The following is a 22,525-nucleotide window of genomic DNA, read 5'->3' on the forward strand; positions in this document are numbered from 1 at the left end:
AGCGGCTGCCTGCAGCTGCGTGAACGAGGAGTTCGACCATGTCTTCTGCCCCCCATACTGCCAACGTGGATAAAGGCGCTGCCCCGATCGGTGCCAACCTGGTGCGTGACGTCAGCCTGCCCGCGCTGGTATTGCACCGTGAGGCGCTGGAACACAACATTCGCTGGATGCAGGCATTCGTCAGCGACAGCGGGGCGGAACTGGCGCCCCATGGCAAAACCAGCATGACCCCGGCGTTGTTCCGTCGCCAACTGGACGCCGGTGCCTGGGGCATCACCCTGGCCAGTGCCACGCAAACCCGTGCGGCCTACGCCCATGGCGTGCGCCGGGTGCTGATGGCCAACCAGTTGGTGGGCACGCCGAACATGGCGCTGATCGCCGACCTGCTGGCCGACCCGACGTTCGACTTCTATTGCATGGTCGATCACCCGGACAACGTCGCCGATCTCGGCGCCTATTTCGCCTCCCGTGGCGTGCGCCTGAACGTCATGATCGAATACGGCGTGGTCGGTGGTCGTTGCGGTTGCCGCAGCGAACAGGAAGTGCTCGACCTGGCCAAGGCCATCGCCGCGCAACCGGCGCTGGCCCTGACCGGGATCGAAGGCTACGAAGGCGTGATCCATGGCGATCACGCCGTGACCGGCATTCGCGAATTCGCTGCATCACTGGTGCGCCTGGCGGTGCAGTTGCAGGACAGCGGCGCCTTCGCCATTGCCAAGCCGATCATCACCGCGTCGGGTTCGGCCTGGTATGACCTGATTGCCGAATCCTTCGAAGCGCAGAACGCTGCCGGACGCTTCCTCAGCGTGCTGCGTCCCGGCAGTTACGTGGCCCATGACCATGGCATCTACAAGGAAGCGCAGTGCTGCGTGCTCGACCGTCGCAGTGACCTGCACGAAGGCCTGCGTCCGGCGCTGGAAGTGTGGGCGCACGTGCAATCGCTGCCGGAGCCGGGCTTCGCGGTGATTGCCCTGGGCAAACGCGACGTGGCCTATGACGCGGGGTTGCCGGTGCCATTACTGCGTTACAAGGCGGGCGCCGTGCCGGCCAAGGGCGACGATGTGAGCGCCTGCAAAGTGACCGCGGTAATGGACCAGCATGCGTTCATGACTGTGGCGCCGGGGGTGGATCTGCGGGTGGGTGACATCATTTCCTTCGGCACTTCGCACCCGTGCCTGACGTTCGACAAGTGGCGTGTCGGCTGTCTGGTGGATGAGCAGTTGAACGTCATCGAGACCATGGAAACCTGTTTCTAAGATTGAAACCGCGGCGCGGCTTTCGCGAGCAAGCCCGCTCCCACATTTGGAACGCGTTCCCCTGTGGGAGCGGGCTTGCTCGCGAAGAGGCCCTACCAGACAAAAGAGAAATCCGCGAATGAACACTATCAACACCCTCGGCCCCAACACTCCCCGCATCGCCCTGATCGGCGAGTGCATGATCGAGTTGCAGCATCGCGCCGACGGCAGCCTGCAACAAAGCTTCGGCGGCGATACCTTGAACACGGCGGTGTACCTTTCCCGGGAACTGGGCGAGGACGGCACCGTGGACTACGTCACCGCCCTGGGCGATGACAGCTTCAGTGACGCGATGTGCCAGAGTTGGGCGGCGGAAAATATCGGCCTCGAAATGGTCCAGCGCCTGCCTGGACGCCTGCCGGGTTTGTATTGCATCCAGACTGACGCCGCCGGTGAGCGACGCTTTCTGTATTGGCGCAATGAAGCGGCGGTGCGTGATTGCTTCACTACGCCGGCCGCCGCACCGATCCTGGCGGCGCTGCCGGATTACGACGTGCTGTATTTCAGCGGTATCACCCTGGCAGTGCTCGGCGCTCAAGGTCGGGAAAAATTGCTGGACACCCTGATTGAAGCCCGCCAGCGCGATGCGCGAATTGTGTTCGACAACAACTACCGGCCACGGCTGTGGGCGTCGGTCGAAGAGGCACAGGCGGCGTATCGCTGTGTGCTGCCGCAGGTTGATCTGGCGTTGCTGACGGTGGAGGACGAGCAGGCGTTGTTTGGTTATGCCGATTGCGAAGCAGTGTTTGCCGCGTATGAGCAGATCGGTACGCCGGAAGTGGTGCTCAAGCGCGGCGCGCAAGCGTGCCTGATTCGTTGTGATGGCGAGTCATTCGAAGTGCCGGCGCAGAAGGTCGAGCGGGTGGTGGACACCACGGCGGCGGGGGATTCGTTCAGTGCCGCGTATCTGGCCTCGCGCCTGAAGGGCGGTAGCCCGGGGGAGGCCGCCGAGGCCGGGCATCGGTTGGCGAGCCGGGTGATTCAGGTGCCTGGAGCGTTGATTTCCAGAGATTGAAATGCCTTATCTGTGGCGAGGGAGCTTGCTCCCGCTGGGCCGCGAAGCGGCCCCAATACCTTCCAGGTATGATCTGCCTGACACACCGCATGCACAGTATTTGCGACTGCTGCGCAGCCGGGCGGGAGCAAGCTCCCTCGCCACAAGGCCCTGAGACCAAACCATCAATCCCGGTAAAACACCTGCACCAGGTGATACCCGAACTTGCTCTTGATCGGCCCATGCACCACCCGCAGCGGTTTCTTGAAGATCACTGCATCGATCACACCGACCATCTGCCCCGGGCGCACTTCTCCGAGATCACCGCCGCGCTTGCCTGATGGGCAGGTCGAATACTTCTTGGCCAGTACATCGAACGCTTCACCTTTGGCGATGCGTTGTTTGAGCTGCTCGGCTTCTTCCGAGGTCTTCACCAGAATATGGCGGGCTTGAGCTTTCATGGGACAGTTACCTTGCAACGATGCTGGCTATGTGGGTGGCAGCGGGGGGCGCGATTATGCCTCAACTCAGTTCGGTTGACCGATCATCGTGCGAATCTTGTTGGCCAGCAGGTCGATGGAAAACGGCTTAGCCACCATATCCATGCCTTCTTCGAGGAAACCCTGGCGTTCGGCGGCGATTTCCGCGTAACCGGTCATGAACAGCACCTTCAGTTCGGGGCGATGCTGGCGGGCGATTTCTGCCAGTTGTCGGCCGTTCATGCCCGGCAACCCCACGTCGGTCACTAGCAGGTCCACCCGAAGGTCCGACTCCAGCAGCGGCAGGGCACCCTTGGCATCTTCGGCTTCATGGGCGCGGTAACCCAGTTCCTTGAGCAGGTCCAGGACCAGCATGCGCACCGCCGGATCGTCCTCGACCAGCATCACGGTTTCGCCGGCAATCGCCGCGGGTGCCTCGCCGACGATGGGCGACAGGACGTTTTCCGACTCGATCGAATGCAGGCGCGGCAGGTACAAGCGCACGCTGGTGCCCCGTCCGGGCAAGCTGAACAGACTGACGTGGCCCCCTGACTGCTGGGCGAAACCGTAAATCATCGACAAGCCCAAACCGGTGCCCTGGCCAATGGGCTTAGTGGTGAAGAACGGGTCGAATGCCTTGGCCAGCACCGAAGGCGTCATGCCGGTGCCGTTGTCGCTGACGGCAATCATCACGTAGTCGCCGGCCTTGACCGGTTCGAGGGTCGTGATGTCGCTGCCGTCGAGGTACACATTAGCGGTTTCGATCTGCAGCATGCCGCCATTGGGCATGGCGTCCCGGGCATTGATCACCAGGTTGAGCAAGGCGTTTTCCAGTTGGCTGAGATCGGTACTGACCCGCCAGATGTTCTCGGCCAGTTGCAGTTTGAGCTCGATGTGATCGCCCTTGGTACGGCTGAACAAGTCTTCGAGCGAATGGATCAACTCGTTGGGGTTCAGCGGTTTGCGGTTGAGTGATTGACGCCGGGAGAACGCCAGCAAGCGATGGGTGAGGGCGGCTGCGCGGTTGGCCGAGGACACGGCCGCTTCGGTGAACCGGCCAATCTCGGCGAAGCGGCCGTCGGCAATGTAGCGTTGCATCAGGTCGAGGCTGCCGATGATGCCGGTGAGCATGTTGTTGAAGTCATGGGCAATGCCGCCGGTAAGCTGGCCGACCGCTTCCATTTTCTGCGCATGGCGCAAGGCATCTTCGGCACGTTCACGCTCGAACATCTCGTTTTGCAAACGCTCGTTGGCCTCGGCCAGTTGGCGGGTGCGGGCGGCAACCCGTTCCTCAAGGGTTTCGTTCAGGATGCGCAGGGCTTCTTCGGTCTTTTTACGTTCGGTTTCGTCGATCACGAAGATATAGAAACCGTTCACCGCGCCATCCGAGCCGTGGCGTGGCAGGTAATTTATCAAGGCCTGGCGCATGCTGCCGTCGCGGTGTGGCGTGCTGATGCTGAAACTGCAGGGCCGGCCGGACAGCGCCTCAGTGATGTACGGAGCGCGCAGCGCGTAGGCTTCTTCGCCGAGCACTTCAAGAATGGTTCGCCCGTAAAGCTCTTGCGGCGTCAGCCCGTACCAGTCGAGGTACGCCGCATTGTTCAGGCGAAAGCGTTCTTCGCGGTCGACGTAGCTGATCAGGACCGGCATGGCGTTGATGATCAGTTGCAGTTCGGTCTGGCTCTGGCGCAGGGCCTGTTCGGTGTGTTTGCGTTCGGTCAGGTCCAGGGCGGCGCCGAGGAAGCGGATCGGCCGGCCATGGTGATCCTTGTAGCAGCGACCGCGGGCAAACACCCAGCGCATCTGGCCGCCAGCTTGCTGCAGGCGATATTCCTCGGCGTACTCGGTGCCATGGGTGATGCAGTGCTTGATACTGCGGGCGATCAGGGCGCGGTCTTGCGGGTGTACGCCGTGCAGGTATTCACTGATCGGCAATTGACTGGCCATGGACGGGTCGATGCCGTGCAACTGGGCAAAATGCGCATCGGCGATGAACCGGTCCTCGCTGATGTTCCAGTCCCAGGTGCCGACCGCATCGGTGGCGGCAAGGGCCAGTTGCAGGCGTTCCTCTGTGTCGCGCTGGGCCTTGAGGCTGGCCGCCGAGCGCTGTTCGAGTTCGAGGGCGATGCGCCGGCGCTCGTTGGTTTCAATAGCGGTGACCAGGATCCCGGCCACCTTGGCACTTTCGTCGCGGATCGGGCTGTAGGTCAGGTCGAGCCAGAAGTCAGACTCCCGGCCTTCCCGTTGCAGGGTAAAGCGTTGTTCGCTGTAGGTCCGCACCTGGCCTTGCAGAACGGCGCGGTATATCGGGTCGGTAAAGTCTTTTAACTCTGGCCAGATCAGGTGTGCCGGTTGTCCGAAAGCGTGTGGATGTTTGCTTCCGGCGAGCAGGGCGAAACCGTCGTTGTAGATTTGCGTCAGTTGCGGGCCCCATAGCAGGAGCATCGGCATTGGCGAGTGAATGACGATGTCCACGGCGGTTCGCAGGCTCTGAGGCCAGGTGCTGGCGGCGCCCAGCGGGCTGCTTGCCCAGTCGAGTCGGGCTATAAGGGCCTGGGCATCGCTGCCGGTCGGTATTGCGTTCATCAACGAGTCCTGCACATGAGTCGCTTTAGCTGGCGTCTATTCTTGCACAGGTGGTCGTTTGCGGAGGACCCGTCAGGGTGAGCGGTCAAGCGACACACGACCCTGTGGGAGCGGGCTTGCTCGCGAAAGCGGTTTCACATCCGACGCAGATGTTGTCTGAACCACCGCATTCGCGAGCAAGCCCGCTCCCACAGGGGGTTGCGGCGGTTCAAGACTTGAGTTCGGGCCGGTCACGAAACTGCTCCAGCGCCTCGGGATTGGCCAGTGCATCGGTGTTTTTCACCTTCTGCCCATGCACCACATTGCGCACCGCCAACTCGACGACCTTGCCACTGATGGTCCGGGGTATGTCGGTGACCGCGACAATTTTCGCCGGCACATGACGTGGCGTGGTGTTGGCGCGAATCGTCTGGCGGATCTGCTGTTGCAGCGCCTCGTCCAGTTCGATTCCGTCGCGCAACCGTACGAACAGCACCACCCGCACGTCATCCTGCCACTGCTGACCGATGGCCACGCTGTCGAGCACCTGGGGGACTTTTTCCACCTGGCGATAGATTTCCGCCGTGCCGATGCGCACGCCGCCGGGGTTGAGCACGGCATCGGAGCGGCCGTGGATCATCATTCCGCCATGGGGCAATTGTTCGGCGTAGTCGCCCTGGGCCCAGACACCGGGGAACAGGCTGAAATAGGATTTGCGCAGCTTTTCGCCATCCGGATCATTCCACAGGCCCACGGGTATCGCCGGGAAATGGCGGGTACAGACCAGTTCGCCTTTTTCGCCGATCACCGGGTGGCCGTCGTCGTTCCACACTTCGACGGCCATGCCCAGGCTCTTGCCCATGATTTCGCCACGCCGCACTGGCGACATCGGGTTGCCATTGACAAAGCACGAGACGATGTCGGTGCCCCCGGACATCGAGGCCAGGCACACGTCAGCCTTGAAGTCGCGATAGACGAAGTCGTAACTCTGCGGCGACAACGCCGAGCCGGTACAAAGCAACGTCTTGAGGCTACTCAGGTCATGAGTTTCACGCGGCTTGATACCACTGCTTTCCAGGGTGGCGAGGAATTTGGGGCTGGTGCCAAAGACACTGATGCTCTCGTCGTCGATCAGGTCGATCAAGCGTTGCGGGTCGGGCTGGAACGGCGAACCGTCGTACAACACCACCGCACTGCCTGTTGCCAACGCCGAAACCAGCCAGTTCCACATCATCCAGCCGCAGGTGGTGTAGTAGAACAGACGCTCACCGGGGCCGAGGTCACCATGCAGGCCATGCTCCTTGACGTGTTGCAGCAACACGCCGCCGGTGCTGTGGATGATGCATTTGGGCACGCCGGTGGTGCCGCTGGAGTAGAGGATGTACAGCGGATGGGCGAAGGGCACGGGGACGAAATCCGGTTCGCCGCCGGGTTCATAAAAGTCGTCCCACAGCGTCACGTTGGCCGGGGTGCGGAAGTCTACGATGTGCGCCCGAGGCCGCGCATACGGAACCACGATCAACTGTTGCAACGACGGCAGGCGTTCGAGGATTTCATTGACCTTGGCGGTCTGGTCAATGTCCTTGCCGGCGTAGCGGTAACCGGCACAGGTCACCAGCACTTTCGGTTCGATCTGGCCGAAGCGGTCTACCACCCCTTGAGTGCCGAAGTCCGGTGAAGAGCAGGACCAGACAGCGCCAAGGCTGGTAGTGGCGAGCATGGCCACCAGGGTTTGCCAGGTGTTGGGCATGCAGGCGGCGACCCGGTCGCCAACAATGACGCCGGCGGCGATCAAGCCATTCTGAAAACCGGCGACGTGTTCGGCCAGTTCGGCCCAGGTCAAGTGTTCGCGTTGACCGTTTTCGCCGACAGCCACCACGGCTATGGCGTCGTCACGACGTCGCAGCAAGTGTTCGGCGAAGTTCAGGGTGGCACCGGGGAACCACTGGGCGCTGGGCATCTGAGGGCCTTCGAGCAGCACGGCGTCGGGTTGCTCATGAAAGCGAATGTCGAAGAAATCGACGATCGCCTGCCAGAAGTCCGGGCGTTGCTCGATGGACCATTGGTGCAGGGCAGGGTAGTCGTCAATCTTGAGGTGATGTCGCTGATTGATGAAGCGCCGGAAGGCCTCCATGCGCGTCTTGCCGATGCGTTTGGCGTCGGGTTGCCAGAGGATGTCGGACATGGTTTGCCTCTTCTTTTTTATGCATTCACACAGGCTGATGTGGCGCAGGCTTTTGTGTTGAGGGAGCTTGTGTGGCGAGGGAGCTTGCTCCCGTTGGGTGGCGAAGCCGCCCTATAAACTCACATGATTTTACGACTGCTGCGCAGCCGAGCGGGAGCAAGCTCCCTCGCCACAAAAGCAAACGGCAGTTACTGCGCCAACCACCCACCATCCACATTCCACGCCGCGCCACGTACCTGGCTGCCGGCTTCGCTGCACAGGAACAGCACCAGTTCACCCAGTTGCGGCGGAGTCACGAACTCCAGCGATGGCTGCTTTTCAGCGAGCAAATCATGCTGCGCCTGCTGTGGATCAACCCCGCTCGCGGCGCGATCATCGATCTGTTTCTGCACCAGTGGCGTCAGCACCCAGCCTGGACAAATCGCGTTACAAGTGACCTGGGTGGTCGCGGTTTCCAGCGCGACCACTTTGGTCAGGCCGATCACGCCGTGCTTGGCGGCGACATAGGCAGCCTTGCCCACCGAACCGACCAGACCATGCACCGAGGCAATGTTGATCACCCGGCCCCAACCCTTGGCGCGCATGCCCGGCAGGCTCAAGCGGGTGCTGTGGAACACCGACGACAGGTTGATGGCGATGATCGAATCCCAGCGTTCCACCGGGAACTCATCCACTGCTGCCACGTGTTGAATGCCAGCGTTGTTGACCAGAATGTCGACGCCGCCGAACTCACGCTCGGCGTAGGCGATCATGTCGGCAATTTGTGCCGGATCGCTGACATCGGCCGGATGATGGCCGACCTTGCCGCCAAACTGTTCCACCTCGGCAATAACTTTGGACGCATCGCCGAAGCCGTTGAGGATCAGGTTGGCCCCGGCCTTGGCCAGACTGAGGGCTATCCCCAGGCCGATGCCGCTGGTGGAGCCGGTGACCAGTGCGGTCTTGCCCGAAAGAGTCGTCATGAATACCTCACACAATGCCAGTGGCGTAGAAAGTGCCGATCACCACGAAAACCGCCAGGGTCTTGATCAGCGTAATACAGAAAATGTCTTTGTAAGCTTCGCGGTGGGTCAGGCCGGTAACTGCCAGCAGGGTAATGACCGCGCCGTTGTGCGGCAGGGTGTCCATGCCGCCGCTGGCCATCGCGGCGACCCGGTGCAGCACTTCCAGCGGAATGTTCGCCGCATGGGCGGCACTGATGAACTGCTCGGACATCGCTGCCAGCGCGATGCTCATGCCTCCCGAGGCGGAACCGGTAATACCGGCCAGCAAGGTCACGGTAATCGCTTCATTGACCAGTGGATTGGGAATGCTCTTGAGCCAGTCGGCCAGCACCAGAAAACCGGGCAGCGAAGCGATCACGGCGCCGAAACCATATTCCGAGGCGGTGTTCATTGCCGCCAGCAGCGCCCCGCTGACCGCGCTTCTACTGCCTTCGGCGAGTTTGCCGCGAATCGCCTGGAAGCCAAACACCAGCACCATGAGGATGCCGACCAGCAAGGCTGCCTGTACAGCCCAGATCGCCGTGAGCTTGGCAATGTCGGTGGTCACCGGCGCAGCCATGCCCGGCAGCGCGAGGCTGTGGGTCTTGCCGTACACCTGCGGAATCCATCGGGTGAACAGCAGATTCATGATGCCCACCGCCAGCAGCGGCGACAGCGCGAGCCACGGGTTGGGCAGCTTGAGATCGGCGGCGGTTTCCGGCTCGTTGCGCAGCTGCGAACCATAACCTTCGCCGGCGCGCTGCGCCTTGTTGCGCTGACGCTGGAGAAACAGCATGCCGGAACAGAACACGAAGATCGTGCCGATCAAGCCCAGCCACGGCGCCGCCCACGCGGTGGTGTTGAAAAATGTGCTGGGGATGATGTTCTGGATTTGTGGCGTGCCGGGTAGGGCATCCATGGTGAAAGAGAACGCGCCGAGGGCGATGGTCGCCGGGATCAGCCGTTTGGGGATGTTGCTCTGGCGGAACATCTCGGCGGCAAACGGATAAACCGCGAACACCACCACAAACAACGATACGCCGCCGTAGGTCAGCAGGGCGCAAACCAGCACGATCACCAGCATCGCCTGGCGGGTGCCGAGCAGGCGAATCGCCGCCGCAACGATGGAGCGCGAGAAACCGGACAGTTCGATCAGCTTGCCGAACACCGCGCCGAGCAGGAATACCGGAAAGTACAGTTTGACGAAACCGACCATTTTCTCCATGAACACCCCGGTGAAGGCTGGGGCGACGGCAGAGGGGTCAGTCAGCAGGACGGCGCCGAGGGCGGCAATCGGGGCAAAGAGGATAACGCTGTAGCCACGGTAGGCAGCCAGCATCAGCAGCGCGAGCGCTGCCAAGGCAATGATCACACTCATGGTGTGTCTCCTGGGTTGTTATTTTTGTTGGGTGAAGCTGGGTAGGGAGGCGTATAGCGAGTTTTGTGCCAAACGTCTAACTTGTTGAAATATAAGGATATATTTTTAAGAAGGTGAGTTTGTCAGATACTTTTGTCTCTATTTTGAGACTTTCGTTGGGAGTGCTGGCCTCTTCGCGAGCAAGCCCGCTCCCACAGTTGACCGCGTTGGCTCGGAGAATGCCTTTTTCTGTGGGAGCGGGCTTGCTCGCGAAGGGGTGTCCAGTAATGGAGATTGATGTCTCGTTATGGAGACTCTGCAATCCCCAGCGCCACCATCTTCTTGTACAGCGTCGACCGCCCAAGCCCCAATCGCGCCGCTGCTTCAATCACCTTGCCCCCGCATTGCGCGAGTGTCGTTTCGATCAGATGCCGGTCAAATCGCTCCCGCGCCGCACTGAATGTCTCGTGGGCAATCGGCTCGATGGTTACAGGCGCCACGCGCTCCACCGGGGTGAACGTACCAATCGCCGCACGGATGTCCGCCACCGTCAGGCGCAAGTCATCACTGAGCAGCGCGGCCCGCTCCAGCACATTGCGCAGTTCCCGGATGTTCCCCGGCCAGGCGTGTTGCCCCAGCAGCTCCAAGGCTTCGTGGTGCAGTTCATGCTGGCTGCGCAGTTCCTCAAGAATCGCCTCACTGAGCGCCGGCACGTCATCGAGGCGGTCGCGCAGGGGTGGAACCTGGATCGGCAGCACGTTGAGCCGGTAATACAAGTCGGCACGGAATTCGCCGCGCTTGATGGCGGCTTCGAGGTCGGTCGAGGTCGCAGCGATCACCCGCACATCACTCTGGATCACTTCATTGGAGCCTACCGGCTCGAATTCCTTTTCCTGCAACACTCGCAGCAGTTTGCTTTGCAGGGGCAGCGGCATATCGCCGATTTCATCGAGGAACAACGTGCCGCCCTGGGCGATCTGCAATTTACCGGCGCGGCCCTTGCGGTCGGCACCGGTAAACGCACCGGGGGCGGTGCCAAAGAACTCGGCTTCCAGCAACGCTTCGGGGATCGCCGCGCTGTTGATGCTGACAAAGGCCTTGTGCGCACGGGGCGAGGCATTGTGGATCGCCTGGGCCAGCAACTCCTTGCCGGTGCCGGTTTCGCCGAGCAGCAACACCGGCGATTCGGTACTCGCACTGCGCCGGGCACGACGTTTGACTTCCAGGCTGGCGGCGCTGGTGCCGATGAAGTGGGCGAAGTTGTATTTGGTCTGCCGGGCGCGCAGCAGCGAGCGGGTGGAGGCCAGTTCTTCCTGCATGCTCATGTAGCGCTTGAGCATCGGCGACAGGCTGCGCAGTTCGTCGAACAGGGCGAAACCGATGGCACCGATCACCACGCCGGCGTCATCGTGAATCGGCAGGCGCATGACCACCAGCGGCTCTTTGGGCGTGTCTTGCATATCCAGCAGAATCGGCCGGCCGGTGCGCACCACTTCACGCAACAGGCTGCCGGGGATCACGCTTTCGCAGGGCTTGCCGATCGCGCCTTCTGCCGATTGCAGGCCGAAGCGCCGGGCATAGCGCTCGTTCATCCAGACGATGTTGGCATCGCGGTCGACAATCACCGTGCCTTCACTCGATTGCTCGATGATTTCGAACAACGAGCGGATCGCCAGCAGGCGAACGCGCTGGTAGTCCTTGAGGCTTTCGGTGGTGTTCATGGGTTTGATCCTGATGATTTATTGCCTGTGCCGGCCTCTTCGCGAGCAAGCCCGCTCCCACACTCGGTCTGTGTCGCTCACAAATCCCCTGTGGGAGCGGGCTTGCTCGCGAAGGCCGCGCCGCGGTCCAACTGAATGCAACCGATTATGCCTGCCCCAACAACGCCGCCGCCAACAGCTCTTTGGTGTACGGATGCTGCGGTGAATCAAACACTTGATGACTGGCGCCGCGTTCCACCACTTTGCCGTCCTTGATCACGATCATGTCGTGGGCCAGGGCGCGCACCACCGCCAGGTCATGGCTGATGAACAGGTAGGTCAAACCGTGTTTTTCCTGAAGCTGGCGGAGCAGGGCGACCACTTGTTTCTGCACCGTGCGGTCCAGCGCCGAGGTCGGTTCGTCGAGCAGGATGAGCGCAGGCTTGAGCACCAGCGCCCGGGCAATGGCGATGCGCTGACGCTGGCCGCCGGAGAATTCGTGGGGATAGCGATGGCGACTTTGCGGGTCGAGGCCGACTTCGCTGAGTGCCCGGATCACTTCGGCGTTGCACTCTTCGGTGCTCAACTGGCTGTGCACTTCCAGGCCTTCGCTGATGATCTGCGCTACCGACATTCGCGGACTGAGGCTGCCGAAGGGGTCCTGGAACACCACCTGCATCTTCTTGCGCCATGGTCGCAGCTGTTTTTGCGTCAGGCCGTCCAGCGCCTGGCCTTGAAAGCGGATGCTGCCTTCGGAGTCGAGCAAACGCAGGATCGCCTGGCCAAGGGTGGACTTGCCGGAGCCGGACTCGCCGACGATGCCCAGGGTCTTGCCGCGCTGGATGTTCAGGCTGATGCCATCGACGGCGCGCAGCCAGGTCTTGCGCTGGAACAGGCCACCACCGACGGGAAACCGCACCTGCAGGTTGTCCACCTCCAGTACGTTTTCGCGCTCGTCCCGGGGCAAGGCTTCGCCCTCGGGTTCGGCGTGCAGCAATACGCAGCTGTAAGGGTGCTTCGGTTCGGTGAACAGGATTTCGCATGGCGCCTGCTCGACGATTTCCCCGGCCTTCATCACGCACACGCGCTGGGCGATGCTGCGCACCAGATTGAGGTCATGGCTGATCAGCAGCAGCGACATGCCCAGCCGCTGTTGCAGGGATTTGAGCAGCAGCAGGATCTTGCGCTGCACCGTCACATCCAGCGCGGTGGTCGGTTCGTCGGCGATCAGCAGTTCCGGTTCGCAAGCCAGGGCCATGGCAATCATCACCCGCTGGCGCTGCCCGCCGGACAATTGATGGGGATAGGCCTTGAGGCGTTCCTCGGGTTTCTGGATGCCGACCAGGTGCAGCAACTCAAGGATCCGCTCTTGTGCCGCTTTGCCCGCCAGGCCTTTGTGTACCAGCAAGGTTTCACCGATCTGTTTTTCGATGCTGTGCAGCGGGTTGAGGGACGTCATCGGCTCCTGGAAGATCATCGCGATGCGGTTGCCGCGCAGTTGTCGCAATTTGCCGGTATCGGCGCCCACCAGTTCCTGGCCGCGATAACGGATGCTGCCTGTCGTTTCGGTATCGGTTTGCGGCAGCAATTGCAGGATCGAGTGGGCTGTCACCGACTTGCCCGAACCCGATTCGCCCACCAACGCCAGGCATTCGCCGGGGCGGATATCCAGGCACAGATTGCGCACCACGGTCTGGCCGCTGAAGGCCACGCTGAGGTCACGGATTTCGATCAGGTTGGTCATCTCTACATTCCCAATCAAGAGCGCGGATCAAAGGCGTCGCGCAAGGCTTCGCCGATGAACACCAGTAACGAAAGAATCAGCGCCAGGGTGAAAAACGCCGTCAGTCCCAGCCACGGCGCTTGCAGGTTTTGCTTGCCCTGACCGATCAGCTCGCCCAGGGAAGCGCTGCCGGCCGGCATGCCGAAGCCGAGGAAGTCCAGTGCCGTCAGGGTGGAAATCGCCCCGGTCAGAATGAACGGCAAGTAGCTCAAGGTTGCGTTCATGGCGTTGGGCAAAATGTGTCGGACTATGACTTTGCGGTCGGTCAGGCCCAGCGCGCGGGCGGCCTTGACGTATTCCAGATTGCGCCCGCGCAGGAACTCGGCGCGCACCACATCCACCAGGGCCAGCCATGAAAACAGCGCCATGATCCCCAGCAGCCACCAGAAGTTCGGCTCGACGAAGCCCGACAGGATGATCAGCAGGTACAGCACCGGCAACCCGGACCAGACTTCCAGCAACCGCTGGCCGAGCAAATCCACCCATCCGCCGTAATAGCCTTGCAGGGCGCCGGCCGCGATGCCAATCAGCGCGCTGACAAACGTCAGCATCAAGGCAAACAGGATCGACACCCGGGCGCCGAAGATCACCCGGGCCAGAACGTCCCGTGCCTGGTCGTCGGTGCCCAGCCAATTGACGCTGGAGGGTGGACTGGGTGCGGGTTTGTTCAGGTCATAGTTGGGCGTGTCGTCACTGAACGGAATCGGCGGAAACAGCAACCAGCCGCCGTCCTTCTTGATCAGTTGCTGTACGTAATCGCTGCGGTAGTCGGCCTGGAACGGCAGTTGCCCGCCGAACTCCTGCTCGGTGTGGCGCTTGAAGGCCGGGAAGTACCACTGGCCTTGATAACTGACCATCAGCGGTTTGTCGTTGGCGATCAGTTCGCCGCCAAGGGTCAAGGCGAACAGGCCGACAAACAGCCAGAGCGACCACCAACCCCGACGGTTTTTCTTGAATCGCTCGAAGCGGCGACGCGCCAACGGTGAAAGCTTGAGCATCAGGCGTTCCTCGCGGCGAAGTCGATACGCGGGTCGACCAGGGTGTAGCAGAGGTCGCCGACCAGTTTTATCAAAAGGCCGAACAGGGTGAAGATGAACAGCGAGCCGAACACCACGGGATAGTCCCGCGATACCGCCGCTTCGTAGCTCATGCGGCCCAGGCCGTCGAGGGAGAAGATCACTTCAATCAGCAGGGAGCCGGCAAAGAACACACTGATGAACGCCTGCGGGATGCCCGATACCACCAGCAGCATGGCGTTGCGGAACACGTGCCCATACAGCACCCGCCGTTCACTCAGCCCCTTGGCCCTGGCGGTGACCACGTACTGGCGGGTGATTTCATTGAGGAACGAGTTTTTGGTCAGAATGGTCAGCGTGGCGAAGCCGCCGATCACCAGCGCGGTCACCGGTAACACCAGATGCCAGAAGTAGTCGGCCACTTTGCCGATGGTCGACAGCGATTCGAAGTTGTCAGAAACCAGCCCACGGACCGGAAACCAGTTCAACGAAGTACCACCAGCAAAGACCACGATCAGGAACATCGCAAACAGAAACGCCGGCATGGCATAGCCGATGATGATCGCGGTACTGCTCCAGATATCGAAATGGCTGCCATGGTGCACGGCCTTGCGGATGCCCAGGGGAATCGACACCAGGTAGGTGATCAGCGTCGCCCAGAGCCCGAGGGAAATGGTCACGGGCATTTTTTCGAGGATCAGGTCGGTGACGGTGGCACCACGGAAGAAGCTCTTGCCGAAGTCCAGGCGCGCGTAACTGGTGAGCATCAGCCAGAGGCGCTCGTGTGCCGGTTTATCGAAGCCGTACTGTTTTTCAATGTCCTTGATCAGCTGCGGATCGAGCCCGCGACTGGACCGGGACTTGCCGCTAATGGATTCGCCGGAGCCGCCGCCAACCGAGGCGCCGCCAATGCCTTGCAGGTGCGCGATGGCCTGTTCGACCGGCCCGCCCGGCGCCGCCTGGACGATGACAAAGTTGACCAGAAGAATGATCACCAGTGTCGGAATGATCAGCAGCAGGCGCCGTAATATGTAAGCCCACATCAATGCGGCCCTCCGGGTTTGCCTCGGCTGATACGCTCGGCCGTCATCTGTTGGTTGGTCAATGGCGTGGTGCTCATCTCCCACCAGCTCTCGATGGCTTCGTCATTGCTCGCATGCACGTTCGGGATGCCGAAGCGGTTCCACCACACTGTAGAAGTGCCCGGCGGGTAATAGTTGGGAATCCAGTAGTAATTCCATTGCAGCACACGGTCCAGGGCATGGGCGTAATGCAGCATGTCAGCCTGGGTATTGGCGCGTACGAGCCCGGTAATCAGGGTGTCCACAGCCGGGTTCTTCAACACCATGTAGTTGTTGGAGCCAGGGTCGGTGGCCGCCGCCGAGCCGAAATAATTGAGCAGTTCGTTTCCCGGAGAAGTGGTGACCGGGTAGCCGGTGACGATCATGTCGTAGTCGCGGCTCATCAGGCGATTGACGTACTGGGACGGGTCGATGCGGCGGATGTTCAGATCGATACCGATCTGTTTCAACGTGCGTTTATAAGGCAACAGCAAACGGTCCATGCCGTTCTGACTGACCAGGAACGTGAAACCCAGCGGCTCGCCGTCGGCGTTGACCAACTGATCGCCTTTGGGTTTCCAGCCGGCCTGTTCGAGCAACTCCAGGGCCTGCAACTGCTTGTCGCGAATCACGCCGCTGCCATCGGTCTTCGGCGCCTCGAACACCTTGGTGAAGACTTCGTCGGGAATCTGCCCGCGCAGCGGTTCGAGAATCGCCAGCTCGCCGGCATCCGGCAATTGCCGGGCAGCGAGGATGGTGTTGGAAAAAAAGCTCTGCTGGCGGATGTACATGTCACGCATCATCTGCCGGTTGCTCCACTCGAAATCCCACAGCATCACCAGTGCCTGGCGTACGCGGCGATCCTGGAACATGGGCTTTTGCAGATTGAACACAAAACCCTGGGCCGGCTGCGGTGCTTCGGTGGCGAGGTGGGCCTTTTGCAGGCGACCGTCGCTCAGGGCCGGGCTGTCGTAGCCGATGGAGTAAGCGGTGGCGGAAAACTCCCGGTTGTAGTCATAGGCGCCGCCGCGCAACACCTGGCGTGCGACGTCGGTATCGCCAAAGTACTCGATGCTGAAATGATCGAAGTTGTACAGGCCGCGGCTGACCGGCAGGTCCTTGCCCCACCAGTCGGGGTTACGCTCGAAAGTGATGCTGCGCCCGGAATCGATCTTGCCGACTTTATAGGGGCCACTGCCCAGCGGTGCTTCATAGCCGCCGCCACTGGCGAAATCACGGCTCTTCCACCAGTGTTCGGGAAACACCGGCAAGGTCGCGATGTCCAGGGGCAGGGTGCGATTTTCGTTGTTCTTGAAATCAAAGCGGACAGTCAGTGGCGATTCCACCTCGACGCCTTTGACATCGGCGAACTGGGTGCGGTAACGCAGACTGCCCTGGGTCATCAGCAGGTTGAAGGTATAACGCACGTCTTCGGCGGTAATCGGTTTGCCATCGGCAAAGCACGCCTTGGGGTTGAGGTAAAAGCGCAGGGAAAGACCGTCTTCGGAGCGCTCCATCTTCTCTGCCACCAGGCCATACACGGTGTACGGCTCGTCCAGCGAGCGCTGGGCCAGTGGTGAATAGAGCAGGCCGTCGATCTGCGTGACACCGATACCTTTGTCGATGTACGGCAGGATATGGTCGAACTGGCCGATTTCAATCGCCGAGCGGCGCAGGGTGCCGCCCTTGGGGGCTTGCGGGTTGGTATAGGCGAAGTGACTGAAGCCGGCAGGGTATTTCGCCGGTTCACCGTAAACGGTCAACGCATGCTGCGGTTCAGCATTCACACCAGCGGCACCCATCAGCAGGGCCACGGCAGTGAACAACAAGGTAGAGAAAGCCGGTCGCATTGTCAGCCTTAGAGCCGGGTGGTCGTTAACGACAATTTGTACGCTAGCGGCGCGTCCCTCGCCAGCCGTATTACGCGTGGGAAACACAACGGCCCACCAAAAGGCGGGCCGTTGTGTGAATAGCTCAAGCGTGAATCAGTCCTGGCGACTGGTCACTTCCAGCAGGTGGTAACCGAACTGGGTCTTGACCGGGCCCTGGACCACATTGATCGGTGCGCTGAAGACCACGGTGTCGAATTCCTTGACCATCTGGCCCGGACCGAACGAACCCAGGTCACCGCCCTGGCGGCTCGAAGGGCAGGTGGAGTTTGCCTTGGCAACTTCGGCGAAATCAGCGCCAGCCTCGATTTGGGCCTTGAGTTCGTTGCACTTGGCTTCGGAAGCAACAAGGATGTGACGGGCAGTGGCTTTAGCCATGGGAAAATACTCCTTTCAATATACGGTAAAGTGCTGAGCCTACCGGATTCAGTGAGCTATTTCTCCTCAAAGTTCCGTTCCACGCAGGAACCACGGCAGTTCACGCCTCAAAGGCCGGCCTCTCGCAAGCGCTCGGCATGTTGTACAAACAGTTCAATCGGGTCGACACCTGTGCGCAGTTGGCCGGTCGGCTGGCCAATGGTGTCCAGGTGATCCAGCGGATAGTCGGAGCGGATAACAGTACCCAGGTGGGAGCTGAAGCGACCGACCATGCCGTCGTTCTGCTCGCCTTCAGTGACGAAATAGGCAGCCAGGGCCCGACAGAAAGCGTGGAAGGGGTCGAGCGCGTTGAACCCTGCGTCGAGGGCATTCGACTGAAGGACGCCGCTCCACGAGTAGTAACGAACACCGTTGACCTGTTCGCTCCCATTGCCACCCCAGGTTGTCGGCAGTCCTTGCGGGTACTTGTCGTTGAATGCGCCTACGCCTTCGGTGGTCAGCGCGTTGAGGGTCGCAATGGCGTTCCGTGGCAGGTACTGGTTGTCGCTTAATGTTGCCAGAAAGTCGGCGAACAGGGTCACCACCGTCTCGGCCACATGTTCCGGCAGGCTGCCCGGTGTCAGTGCCTTGCGCAGGAAATCGGCCAGTTCCGAGCCATGATTCGGCCCGCTGACGGAGGTCACCGAAGCCACACTGTGTGGCGCAATTGCTGCAGCATAACGTGCGGTCAGTGCGCCCTGGCTATGGCCTATGAGGTTGACTTTGCTCGCGCCGGTTCCTTCCAGTACCCGCTCGATCTGTGCGAGCAATTGGTCACCGCGTACCTCGTTGTCATGGGTGGCCGACAGGTGGGGAACAAACACCCTTGCTCCGGCGTTCCGCAGCGCCTGCCTTATGTCGTGAAAGAGTTCGAATTTGCCGATTCTTTCGAAGCCGAATAGGCCGTGGATCAGCAGGATTGGATAACAAGTATTTGCATTCCGTTGCATGTTCGTACCTTTTCGAAGAAGTTCGCTGGGACTGAATTGCGCTTCACTCTAAAACACTCGACGTAGGTGCGATGTCTGAAAAGTCCGCTGAAAGGTGCAGAAAACGGCATAGAGCAAGTACGAATGCTCTAATGCAGATGCGGGTTTGTTCGGAATGTTTGGACATCTATTTGGCCGACTCTGGCTGCGTGCGGGTAAAGACCTACCTCGTAAGCGTCGATTTTCCGAGCCCGCCAGAGCGACCACCCGACAGCGTGGATCTTCACGGTGAGGTTCAATAGTCGTCATTCAATGTCGGCAATCCGGTCGACATGTGTTCCAAGGACTGGAGCGGATAAATGATCACTTATGAAGCCAATACCCCTGAGCACGCGCAGCTACTGTTACCGGCACCTTTATTGGAGGAGGCGGAAAACGGTGTGTTGAACCCCTCGGATAGAAAAGCCGTCGTCAAGGTCCAGCCTTATCCGGAGATGGCCTGTGGAGACAGGCTGCTGTTGAGTTGGGCAGGCCTGGATGCCGATGGCCTCGTCTACCGACATCAACTGTCGCGCTTTGTCAGTGAGGACCGAGTGGGAAATGAGATTGTCTTTGCGGTTGGCGGCACGCACATTGCTGCACTTGAAGGGGGGGCTGTCGAAATCTGGTACACGCTCGCCAGTGCACGTTTTGCCGGGCCGGTGCATTCCCGTCGATTGCAGTTAAACGTGGGCGATGTCAGATCCGACTTGCTGCCGGTGATAGTGAACGATTCGGTGGGCGGGACGCTTGATCCGGACCGGGTCAAGGAAGGAGCGGTCGTCACGATCAAACCTTATTCGCGCATGGCGGCGGGCGACTGGGTATTGCTGACCTGGACGGGTGTTACACCTGAAGGAAGTTTCAGTGATGTGTTGAAGGTCGAGGCCTTTGCCGTGGGGGACGAGCTTTCTTTCTGGGTCAGTCCCGAGTGTTTGGCGCCCAATCTCGGCTCCACCGTTACCGTCGGTTATTGCGTTAAACAAGCCGGGCAGGCGCCCCGTTACTCGGAACCGACGGCACTATTGATCGGCACGCTGCAGCGGGGCCCGCTGTCTGCACCCGGCGTGCTGGAAGCCGACGAAGGCTGGCTGGACCTGCAGGATGCGCAAGATGGCGTGACCATCATCATCGAACAGGCCCAGGCCGAAGAAGGGGAGCTGGTTTACCTCAAGTGCGACGGGGAGAGATTCAATCACCGTGATGATCGCGAAATATCGCGAGAAACTGCCGGCCAACCGTTGGTGTTCATCGTTCCCTACCGGTTCTGGCGCGAACATCAGGGCTCGACGATAAGCGTCTCCTATTCAGTCGAGCGTCTTGACGATACCAGTCAGCAATCGGAGAAAACGTGGGTGCAGGTGCAATCGCCAATTAGCTGTTGATGGGTCGTTGCCATCCAGTCTTCGGTTCAAGACTGGATGGCAACCCGGTGTCACACCGGTTGCCGGGTGTTGTGCTGAATGCGCAACCGGTCTGCCGCCGTACGCAACAAATCTTCCGTCCCGGCCCAGCCCAGGCAGCCATCGGTCACCGACACACCGTATTGCAATGACGAGCCCAGAGGCTGGCAACCCTCGAATAAGTGACTCTCGATCATCATGCCGATCAGCGAGCGATCACCTTGCAGGCGTTGCTCCAGCACATCATTGAATACCGCCGGTTGGCGCAGCGGGTCTTTGCCACTATTGGCGTGGCTGCAGTCGACCATGATTCGGGCAGGAATCTTGAGCCTGGTCAGGTCGCTGTTCACCTGGGCGACGCTGGCGCGGTCATGGTTCGGCCCGCGATGGCCGCCGCGCAATACCAGATGAGTGTCCGCATTGCCCGGGGTTTGAATGATCGCCGGATGCCCCTGACTATCGACACCGAAATGGCGGTGTGGATGGGCTGCCGAACGCATGGCGTCGCTGGCGACACCGACACCACCGTCAGTCCCGTTCTTGAAACCGACCGGCATCCCCAGGCCGCTGGCCATTTCCCGGTGGATTTGCGATTCCGTCGTCCGGGCGCCAATCGCCACCCAGCTCAACAGATCGTCGAAGTAGCCGGCCGCCATCGGTTGCAACAGTTCGGTAGCCACCGGCAGGCCCAGTCGGAGCATCTCGCGCATCAACTCACGGGACAGCGTCAAGCCACCGGCCATGTCATCGCTGCCATCCAGGTGCGGATCGTAGGCCAGGCCTTTCCAGCCGACAGTGGTGCGGGGTTTTTCGACATACGCACGCATCACCAACAGCATTTCGTCGCTGACTTCGGCGGCGAGGCGGGCAAGGTTGCCTGCGTACTCCAGGGCTGATTTCGGGTCGTGTATCGAGCAAGGGCCGACGATGACCAGCAGGCGGGAATCTTCACCGTTGAGGATTGCGCGAACCGCTTGGCGGTGGGCGTTGACTTGCTGGGTCAGGGCGTTATTGAGGGGCAATTGCTGTTTGAGTTGCAATGAGCTGGGCAGGCGCAGGGTCAGCGCTTCATTGGCAGGGCTCAAGGCGGACAGCGGCAGTGCAGAGACGGACGAGTTCATATTTAAGGCTTCCTGGGCTGGTGGCGGGTTCGTGCCCGCGCGCTCGGCCCTACTGGGGTGTTCGACAATTGGCCAAATCGGCTGCGTGTGTGTGCTTGCCACCTGTGGGTGACCGATCGGAGGCGGCAGGCTGTCCCGAGCGGAGGGTGGTAAATCGCCAGGCGGTAAAACTGTCGTAACGGTAGTAAGTGGCGTAGTTCATGTTTTGAATCCTCTAAATGTCTGGTGTGTCGCTAAAAATGTAGGGGGCTGAAAAAACAAAACCCCCGGTCGGGAGGCCGACCGGGGGTTGAGAATTCTCTGGTGGCGACCCGTTTAAAGTGGGCGCCGTGTGGGTATCAGGCGCGCCAGTGGCTAAACCAATACCCAAAATAAAAGCTGACCGGAGCACAACCGTCGTTCACCCGGGCAGCCGCAACCGAGCGCAGGGCGCTGGCGGTACGAAGCTGTGAGAGGGTGCTGAACATGGTCTGTCTCCGATGGATGGGCCGAGCTTACTAGAGGCCGGTGCGCAGATTCAATCAGAAAATGCTATCAGGCAAGGACAACGCTTTCTATCGCTTGAGTGCCCCGAAGGTTGTGACACACTCTGTGCCTCTATGAAAAACGCATCGTCACAAGGACGCAGCATGACGACACTTACCCTCGCCGCCGCTCAGTCGATTTCCATTGCTGGAGATCTCGCCGGCAATATCGCCAGGCATCAACACTTCATGCAGGTGGCTGCGGAGCAGGGCGTGCAATTGCTGGTGTTCCCGGAGCTATCGCTGACCGGCTACGAACGGGGGCTCGCGGCACAGTTGGCTATTGCACCGGACGCGGCCGTACTGCAGCCGCTACGTGATTTTGCCCGGGAAGTCGGCGTGACGGCTGTCGTCGGCATGCCCATTCGGCTGTCGGACACATCGCCCGTGCTGATTGGCGCGCTGACATTGGGTGCCGATGGTTCTCTCGGGGTCTACAGCAAGCAGCATCTGCATCCGGGGGAGGAGGTGGCGTTTGCGCCGGGATCGGGAGGCGCGCCTCTGATAATTGGCGCCGATACCATTGCGTTGGCAGTGTGCGCAGATTTCACCCATGCCGATCATGCGGCTATGGCCGCACAGAACGGCGCTGGCATATATGCCGCTGGTGTGCTGATCACGGCAAAAGGTTACGACCCGGATACTGCATTGTTACAGGGCTACGCCGATGCCCATTCAATGGTGGTGTTGATGGCCAACCATGGTGGTGCAACGGGTGGCTGGGAGTCGGCAGGACGTAGCGCGGTGTGGGCGTCGGACGGTTCGCTGATTGCGGCTGGCGCCGG

At 60.8% G+C, this 22,525-nt stretch carries 17 protein-coding genes; 4 read left to right on the forward strand and 13 right to left on the reverse strand.

Annotated features, from left to right (window positions below; translation table 11 throughout):
- The first annotated feature begins 38 nt into the window (after window positions 1-38).
- Together PMI28_RS20240 and PMI28_RS20235 are read left to right on the forward strand one after the other, a co-directional pair.
- Window positions 39-1,256 (forward strand): amino acid deaminase, encoded by a 1,218-nt coding sequence (locus PMI28_RS20240; protein WP_007984636.1) that lies wholly within the window; start codon window positions 39-41, stop codon window positions 1,254-1,256.
- Window positions 1,257-1,374: 118 nt separating this feature from the next.
- Window positions 1,375-2,310: a sugar kinase gene (locus PMI28_RS20235; RefSeq protein WP_007984638.1), complete on the forward strand. Its 936-nt coding sequence runs from the start codon at window positions 1,375-1,377 to the stop codon at window positions 2,308-2,310.
- A gap of 164 nt (window positions 2,311-2,474) precedes the next feature.
- Here PMI28_RS20235 and PMI28_RS20230 read toward each other — a convergent pair whose 3' ends face one another.
- The 12 genes from PMI28_RS20230 to PMI28_RS20175 all read right to left on the reverse strand — a co-directional run bounded on the left by PMI28_RS20230 (window position 2,475) and on the right by PMI28_RS20175 (window position 18,674).
- Complete coding sequence (locus PMI28_RS20230; protein WP_007898282.1) at window positions 2,475-2,750, reverse strand: peptidylprolyl isomerase; 276 nt, start codon at window positions 2,748-2,750, stop codon at window positions 2,475-2,477.
- Between the two features lie 66 nt (window positions 2,751-2,816).
- Window positions 2,817-5,354, reverse strand: coding sequence for a PAS domain-containing hybrid sensor histidine kinase/response regulator (locus PMI28_RS20225; protein WP_007984639.1), 2,538 nt, complete (start codon window positions 5,352-5,354; stop codon window positions 2,817-2,819).
- A gap of 208 nt (window positions 5,355-5,562) precedes the next feature.
- Entirely contained in the window at window positions 5,563-7,518 is a 1,956-nt protein-coding gene (locus tag PMI28_RS20220) for an acetoacetate--CoA ligase (RefSeq protein ID WP_007984641.1), read from the reverse strand.
- 188 nt (window positions 7,519-7,706) lie between these two features.
- Window positions 7,707-8,480, reverse strand: a complete 774-nt coding sequence (gene hbdH, locus PMI28_RS20215) for a 3-hydroxybutyrate dehydrogenase (protein ID WP_007984643.1) — start codon at window positions 8,478-8,480, stop codon at window positions 7,707-7,709.
- A gap of 7 nt (window positions 8,481-8,487) precedes the next feature.
- Window positions 8,488-9,879 (reverse strand): GntP family permease, encoded by a 1,392-nt coding sequence (locus PMI28_RS20210; protein WP_007984645.1) that lies wholly within the window; start codon window positions 9,877-9,879, stop codon window positions 8,488-8,490.
- 284 nt (window positions 9,880-10,163) lie between these two features.
- Window positions 10,164-11,579 carry a sigma-54 interaction domain-containing protein gene (locus PMI28_RS20205; protein WP_007984647.1) on the reverse strand — a complete coding sequence of 472 codons (1,416 nt, stop codon included), beginning with the start codon at window positions 11,577-11,579 and terminating at the stop codon, window positions 10,164-10,166.
- Window positions 11,580-11,724: 145 nt separating this feature from the next.
- Window positions 11,725-13,302: an ABC transporter ATP-binding protein gene (locus PMI28_RS20200; protein ID WP_007984649.1), complete on the reverse strand. Its 1,578-nt coding sequence runs from the start codon at window positions 13,300-13,302 to the stop codon at window positions 11,725-11,727.
- A 14-nt stretch (window positions 13,303-13,316) separates the two neighbouring features.
- On the reverse strand, window positions 13,317-14,339 hold the full coding sequence (locus PMI28_RS20195; protein WP_007984651.1) for an ABC transporter permease: 1,023 nt from the start codon (window positions 14,337-14,339) through the stop codon (window positions 13,317-13,319).
- Window positions 14,339-15,400 carry a microcin C ABC transporter permease YejB gene (locus tag PMI28_RS20190; RefSeq protein WP_007984653.1) on the reverse strand — a complete coding sequence of 354 codons (1,062 nt, stop codon included), beginning with the start codon at window positions 15,398-15,400 and terminating at the stop codon, window positions 14,339-14,341. Before PMI28_RS20190 ends, PMI28_RS20195 begins: the two co-directional genes overlap by 1 nt.
- Window positions 15,400-17,268: an extracellular solute-binding protein gene (locus PMI28_RS20185; RefSeq protein WP_007984655.1), complete on the reverse strand. Its 1,869-nt coding sequence runs from the start codon at window positions 17,266-17,268 to the stop codon at window positions 15,400-15,402. The genes PMI28_RS20190 and PMI28_RS20185 overlap by 1 nt, the downstream gene beginning before the upstream one ends.
- Before the next feature lie 135 nt (window positions 17,269-17,403).
- The gene (locus PMI28_RS20180) at window positions 17,404-17,685 is read right to left on the reverse strand and encodes a peptidylprolyl isomerase (protein WP_007984657.1); all 282 of its coding nucleotides are present in this window, start codon (window positions 17,683-17,685) and stop codon (window positions 17,404-17,406) included.
- 107 nt (window positions 17,686-17,792) lie between these two features.
- The gene (locus PMI28_RS20175; protein WP_007984659.1) at window positions 17,793-18,674 is read right to left on the reverse strand and encodes an esterase/lipase family protein; all 882 of its coding nucleotides are present in this window, start codon (window positions 18,672-18,674) and stop codon (window positions 17,793-17,795) included.
- Window positions 18,675-19,012: 338 nt separating this feature from the next.
- Here PMI28_RS20175 and PMI28_RS20170 point away from each other — a divergent pair, with 338 nt between their 5' ends.
- Window positions 19,013-20,077 carry a hypothetical protein gene (locus PMI28_RS20170; RefSeq protein WP_007984660.1) on the forward strand — a complete coding sequence of 355 codons (1,065 nt, stop codon included), beginning with the start codon at window positions 19,013-19,015 and terminating at the stop codon, window positions 20,075-20,077.
- Window positions 20,078-20,127: 50 nt separating this feature from the next.
- Here the strand turns inward: PMI28_RS20170 and PMI28_RS20165 are convergent, their stop codons facing one another.
- The gene (locus PMI28_RS20165; protein ID WP_007984662.1) at window positions 20,128-21,216 is read right to left on the reverse strand and encodes a 3-deoxy-7-phosphoheptulonate synthase; all 1,089 of its coding nucleotides are present in this window, start codon (window positions 21,214-21,216) and stop codon (window positions 20,128-20,130) included.
- A 629-nt stretch (window positions 21,217-21,845) separates the two neighbouring features.
- On the opposite strand from PMI28_RS20165, the gene PMI28_RS20160 reads away from it, so the two are divergent.
- On the forward strand, window positions 21,846-22,525 hold a 680-nt coding region (locus tag PMI28_RS20160), incomplete at its 3' end, for a carbon-nitrogen hydrolase family protein (RefSeq protein ID WP_007984666.1).

The sequence above is a fragment of the Pseudomonas sp. GM48 genome (assembly GCF_000282335.1).
In the GTDB taxonomy this organism is placed as follows: domain Bacteria; phylum Pseudomonadota; class Gammaproteobacteria; order Pseudomonadales; family Pseudomonadaceae; genus Aquipseudomonas.

Excerpts from the sequence above, each read along its gene's own strand:
- PMI28_RS20240 (WP_007984636.1), top strand. The coding sequence starts at position 39 with ATGTCTTCTGCCCCCCATACTGCCAACGTGGATAAAGGCGCTGCCCCG.
- PMI28_RS20235 (WP_007984638.1), top strand. The coding sequence starts at position 1,375 with ATGAACACTATCAACACCCTCGGCCCCAACACTCCCCGCATCGCCCTG.
- PMI28_RS20230 (WP_007898282.1), bottom strand. The coding sequence starts at position 2,750 with ATGAAAGCTCAAGCCCGCCATATTCTGGTGAAGACCTCGGAAGAAGCC.
- PMI28_RS20225 (WP_007984639.1), bottom strand. The coding sequence starts at position 5,354 with ATGAACGCAATACCGACCGGCAGCGATGCCCAGGCCCTTATAGCCCGA.
- PMI28_RS20220 (WP_007984641.1), bottom strand. The coding sequence starts at position 7,518 with ATGTCCGACATCCTCTGGCAACCCGACGCCAAACGCATCGGCAAGACG.
- hbdH (WP_007984643.1), bottom strand. The coding sequence starts at position 8,480 with ATGACGACTCTTTCGGGCAAGACCGCACTGGTCACCGGCTCCACCAGC.
- PMI28_RS20210 (WP_007984645.1), bottom strand. The coding sequence starts at position 9,879 with ATGAGTGTGATCATTGCCTTGGCAGCGCTCGCGCTGCTGATGCTGGCT.
- PMI28_RS20205 (WP_007984647.1), bottom strand. The coding sequence starts at position 11,579 with ATGAACACCACCGAAAGCCTCAAGGACTACCAGCGCGTTCGCCTGCTG.
- PMI28_RS20200 (WP_007984649.1), bottom strand. The coding sequence starts at position 13,302 with ATGACCAACCTGATCGAAATCCGTGACCTCAGCGTGGCCTTCAGCGGC.
- PMI28_RS20195 (WP_007984651.1), bottom strand. The coding sequence starts at position 14,339 with ATGCTCAAGCTTTCACCGTTGGCGCGTCGCCGCTTCGAGCGATTCAAG.
- PMI28_RS20190 (WP_007984653.1), bottom strand. The coding sequence starts at position 15,400 with ATGTGGGCTTACATATTACGGCGCCTGCTGCTGATCATTCCGACACTG.
- PMI28_RS20185 (WP_007984655.1), bottom strand. The coding sequence starts at position 17,268 with ATGCGACCGGCTTTCTCTACCTTGTTGTTCACTGCCGTGGCCCTGCTG.
- PMI28_RS20180 (WP_007984657.1), bottom strand. The coding sequence starts at position 17,685 with ATGGCTAAAGCCACTGCCCGTCACATCCTTGTTGCTTCCGAAGCCAAG.
- PMI28_RS20175 (WP_007984659.1), bottom strand. The coding sequence starts at position 18,674 with ATGCAACGGAATGCAAATACTTGTTATCCAATCCTGCTGATCCACGGC.
- PMI28_RS20170 (WP_007984660.1), top strand. The coding sequence starts at position 19,013 with ATGATCACTTATGAAGCCAATACCCCTGAGCACGCGCAGCTACTGTTA.
- PMI28_RS20165 (WP_007984662.1), bottom strand. The coding sequence starts at position 21,216 with ATGAACTCGTCCGTCTCTGCACTGCCGCTGTCCGCCTTGAGCCCTGCC.